The organism is Moorena sp. SIO3B2 (assembly GCF_010692525.1).
In the GTDB taxonomy this organism is placed as follows: domain Bacteria; phylum Cyanobacteriota; class Cyanobacteriia; order Cyanobacteriales; family Coleofasciculaceae; genus Moorena; species Moorena producens.
In genome coordinates this window covers 1-3953 of record NZ_JAAHHE010000490.1, presented here as the reverse complement: position 1 = coordinate 3953, position 3953 = coordinate 1, and the positions used below count along the sequence as shown (strand labels likewise).

The 3953-nt window shown below is 43.6% G+C and carries 6 protein-coding genes; all 6 read right to left on the bottom strand.

Translation table 11 applies throughout. The features are described 5' to 3' along the window. Window positions 1–237 precede the first annotated feature (237 nt). Window positions 238–2118, bottom strand: a complete 1881-nt coding sequence (gene ftsH4 / locus F6K38_RS36795; protein WP_008182593.1) for an ATP-dependent zinc metalloprotease FtsH4 — start codon at window positions 2116–2118, stop codon at window positions 238–240. A 623-nt stretch (window positions 2119–2741) separates the two neighbouring features. Next, window positions 2742–2933 (bottom strand): DUF2949 domain-containing protein, encoded by a 192-nt coding sequence (locus F6K38_RS36790; protein WP_008182591.1) that lies wholly within the window; start codon window positions 2931–2933, stop codon window positions 2742–2744. 11 nt (window positions 2934–2944) lie between these two features. Continuing rightward, window positions 2945–3175: a photosystem II protein, Psb35-related gene (locus F6K38_RS36785; RefSeq protein ID WP_287253274.1), complete on the bottom strand. Its 231-nt coding sequence runs from the start codon at window positions 3173–3175 to the stop codon at window positions 2945–2947. 52 nt (window positions 3176–3227) lie between these two features. Next, complete coding sequence (psb34, locus tag F6K38_RS36780; protein WP_044492720.1) at window positions 3228–3398, bottom strand: photosystem II assembly protein Psb34; 171 nt, start codon at window positions 3396–3398, stop codon at window positions 3228–3230. Between the two features lie 137 nt (window positions 3399–3535). Next, window positions 3536–3766, bottom strand: a complete 231-nt coding sequence (locus tag F6K38_RS36775; protein ID WP_287359963.1) for a photosystem II protein, Psb35-related — start codon at window positions 3764–3766, stop codon at window positions 3536–3538. Window positions 3767–3821: 55 nt separating this feature from the next. Beyond that, the coding region (gene psb34 / locus F6K38_RS36770) for a photosystem II assembly protein Psb34 (protein WP_287359962.1) at window positions 3822–3953 on the bottom strand (132 nt) is incomplete at its 5' end.

The following is a 3953-nucleotide window of genomic DNA, read 5'->3' as shown; positions in this document are numbered from 1 at the left end:
TGCTCCCCTTAATAGGGGACATCGACCGTAACTGTGCAGGTCCTGAAACTGCTGATGCCTGGTGCCAAGTTTCTACTTTTTTTTGACCAGCGAGTAATTCCGTAGCCTCACGGGGTTGTCACTCCGTGAGGATTTTTAGTCTAAAACTATTTCATTAAAATCGGGGTGCTAATCACCCCGATTTTAATGGCTATACAGTGGTTAATTTTTAGTTAAACAGGATGAACTAATTGGGTGTTAAACTACAGCAGCCTCCTTTTCGGCAGACTTAACTTTACTCAAAAGCTCTTGCAATTTGTCACCCTCAATTACTTCCGTGTCCAATATTTGTTTAGCAATGGTTTCGAGCAACTCCCGATTCTCGTTCAGAATAGCTAATGCTTGTTGATGACCTGTTTCGACAATCTCTTTGACTTCATCATCAATTGCTTTAGCAGTTTCATCACTGACATTGCGGCGGGGATTCATCATCCCATCTCCCAGAAAGCTTGACTGCTGACCTTTCTGGTAAGCTAAGGGGCCGAGAACTTTACTCATGCCATAGGTGGTTACCATTTGCTCCGCTAAATCCGTAGCTCGTTGCAGGTCATTGGAAGCGCCAGTGGTAATGCTATTAAACACAATCTCTTCCGCTGCCCGTCCACCAAGCAAGGTAGCAATCTGACCCTGGAGTTCTTTTTCATCCATTAAGAAGCGGTCTTCTGTAGGCATTTGCAAGGTGTAGCCTAGTGCTGCCATCCCCCGTGGCACAATGGAGATTTTAGCGACTTTACTACCACCAGGCATCAAAGCACCAACTAGAGCATGACCGACTTCATGGTAAGCAACGATAGTTTTCTCTTTGTCATTGAGTACCCGGCTTTTCTTCTCTAGACCAGCTACGACTCGCTCAATCGCTTCAGCAAAGTCGGCTTGAGTTACTTTTTCCTTGCGGTTACGGGCAGCTAACAGGGCTGCTTCATTAACGAGATTAGCAAGATCAGCACCAGCAAAACCAGGAGTACGAGTTGCGATCGCTTTTAGATCTACATCTTCCCCAAGCTTCACTTTCTTAGCATAGATTTCCAGAATTTTCAAGCGACCGGATAAGTCTGGACGGTCTACTAACACTTGCCGATCGAATCGTCCTGGACGTAACAGAGCTGGGTCTAGGGTTTCAGGGCGGTTAGTCGCTGCTAAGACAATTACCGTGGCATCACCAGCAGCAAATCCATCCATTTCCGTTAGCAACTGGTTGAGGGTTTGTTCCCGCTCATCGTTGCCACCAACAAAACCAGAACCACTAGCACGGGACTTACCAATAGCATCCAATTCATCAATGAAAATAATACAGGGAGCTTTCTTTTTGGCCTGTTCAAATAAATCCCGAACTCTGGCAGCACCAGCACCCACAAACAGTTCTACAAACTCCGATCCAGAAATACTAAAGAATGGTACACCAGCTTCTCCAGCTACTGCTTTAGCCATTAGGGTTTTACCCGTTCCAGGAGGTCCAACTAATAGCACTCCTTTTGGAATTCGCGCTCCTATGTTAGTAAACCGTTGGGGCGTTTTGAGAAAATCCACAATTTCCTGTAATTCAGTCTTTGCTTCTTCTACCCCTGCCACATCATTAAAGGTAACTTTCGTGGCATCATCTTGCACATAAACCTTAGCTTTACTCTTGCTAATAGACAGAGCACCTTGGGGTCCGCCACCACCAAAACGTCCTGCAAAAAACTGCAAAATGCCAACAAAAATCAGTGGAGGTATCACCCAGCTGAGCACGATGGCAAACCAGCTTCGTTTAGGGGGAGGAGCAGCAGCAAATTCTACTCCTTTATCTTCTAGCCGTTGGGGTAACTCTAGATCATAGATTGGGGTGGTAATCAGAATTTGTCCTGGCTGTTCAGTATCAGCTTTGAGCTGATACTGGATTTGGTCTTGCCCAACATAAACCCGCGCTACCTGTCCATCTTGGACTTGGTCAATAAACAAGCTGTAGGGTACCCGAGAGATTTTCTGTCCAAAAAACCCAGGCAAGAATAGGTTAGCTACAAGAAATAAACCCCCTAAAAATAATAGAATATTGCCAATTAGGCGAGAGCGAGGGGGTTGAGGTTTGTCTTTAATACTCATAGATGCAAGGTAGTTAAATGCAAACTAGTGTTTGTTTAAAATGCTTTTGTTATACAGGCTGAAAGCCCTTACTTTTAGCCTACCAGGGTACGGTTAAAAGTTATACCGATTGTTCAAAGTAGGACTACAGATGCAGATGAGGAGATGGGGAGATGGGGAGATCAAAAGGACGTGTAGCGGTGTCAGCCCTAAGAATTGGTATTAACTCTAAAATTCCAGACTTACTTGATCAGGGTAAACCCATCTTATTTTGAAATGCCTACGATAGGTATTTTTGCTTATTAATTGTGAAATCTTTGGTCAGTAAGGCTTTTAGTATTTAGATGGGCTAGATAAGTATTTTTGCGTATTAATTGTGAAATCTTTGGTCAGTAAGGCTTCTAGAATTTAGATTGGTTTATTATATATAGCATTTCGTGTAGGAATTGGAAAAAACGATTACCGTTTTTGACCTTGTCTTTATGCAGTCACTCATGAGGGAAACCCCCTTTGGCGGCGCTGCATCGCTACCAAAAATCCCTATATAGTTGATTAACTCTTGCCTCTTGCCTCTTGCCTCTTGCCTTTTCCTAAGGGATTCTGTTCACAACTCAACTATAAATGCTATATATCGAGAGATAGATTTAGACGGCTTCCAACCAATCAAAGATTTGATCTAATTGATCTAATGAAATTAGTCCGTATTGCCACAGAATCATCGGTAAAAAGTTTGGGCTTGGTTCGCCCTGGCGTAGGGCCAGGGCAATGGAAGCCCTAGGAATCTCTAACTCTTCCTGTAACCAGCGAATCAATTTAGTGAGCACTGAAGACTGCATCGACCTCTGGTTTAGGAATTGGGCAGAGAGTTGCTAGCAAAAGCATCCATGGCATAGGCCGGAGTGCGTACGCTATAGTCAGTGTCTTGACCAGTCACGGATTTGGCCAGTTTGTTGAAAGAGTTACTACGCCAGTTGCGCTCATGGATGGGCTTGGTTTGCTCACCACGGAAGTAAGCTTGAGTACCAATTAGCGCAGCAGCAGTCCAACCAACAATTAACAGTGCAATTACAATAGTCATGATTTTCTCCTTTGTGTTTTATAAGCTAGTGGTCAAACAAGTAACGAATGGTTTAGCTGATACCGAAGGCAGTCAAAATTAACAAGCTGACTAAAAAGCTAGCAATAGCACCTTGGGTAATATAATTACGCTGCTGTTCAAGTGTTGGGAAGTCTGCGTAGTAAATCTCGGTTTCAGGAGCGTAGTTATTGAGGACTCCGGTTTCATCAACGGTGGTGTACATAGTGGACTTGGTAATAGTGTTAGTGCTGAAAGTCATTTGCTTTTTTTCTCCTTTGGTCTTTATGTAAATAAATGGGTCAAACCGTTAAAGCATTGCTTGATCACAGTGTCAAAATCACAGTGTCAAATGCTTCAAGATTAGGAATTGGGTAGAGAGTTGCTAGCAAAAGCATCCATGGCATAGGCCGGAGTGCGATCGCTATAGTCAGTTTCTTGACCAGTCACGGATTTGGCCAGTGTGTTGAAAGAATCACTACGCCAGTTGCGCTCATGGATGGGCTTGGTTTGCTCACCACGGAAGTAAGCTTGAGTACCAATTAGCGCAGCAGCAGTCCAACCAACAATTAACAGTGCAATTACAATAGTCATCATTTTCTCCTTTGTGTTTTTTACAAGCTTTGGGTTTAACAAGTAATGAATGGTCTTAGCTGATACCGAAGGCGGTCAAAATTAACAAGCAGACTAACAAGCTAGCTATAGCACCTTGGGAAATATAATTACGCTGCTGTTCTACTGAAGGGAAGTCTGCGTAGTAAATCTCGGTTTCAGGAGCGTA

Excerpts from the sequence above, each read along its gene's own strand:
- F6K38_RS36790 (WP_008182591.1), bottom strand. The coding sequence starts at position 2,933 with ATGCAGTCTTCAGTGCTCACTAAATTGATTCGCTGGTTACAGGAAGAG.
- ftsH4 (WP_008182593.1), bottom strand. The coding sequence starts at position 2,118 with ATGAGTATTAAAGACAAACCTCAACCCCCTCGCTCTCGCCTAATTGGC.
- psb34 (WP_044492720.1), bottom strand. The coding sequence starts at position 3,398 with ATGTACACCACCGTTGATGAAACCGGAGTCCTCAATAACTACGCTCCT.
- F6K38_RS36775 (WP_287359963.1), bottom strand. The coding sequence starts at position 3,766 with ATGACTATTGTAATTGCACTGTTAATTGTTGGTTGGACTGCTGCTGCG.
- F6K38_RS36785 (WP_287253274.1), bottom strand. The coding sequence starts at position 3,175 with ATGACTATTGTAATTGCACTGTTAATTGTTGGTTGGACTGCTGCTGCG.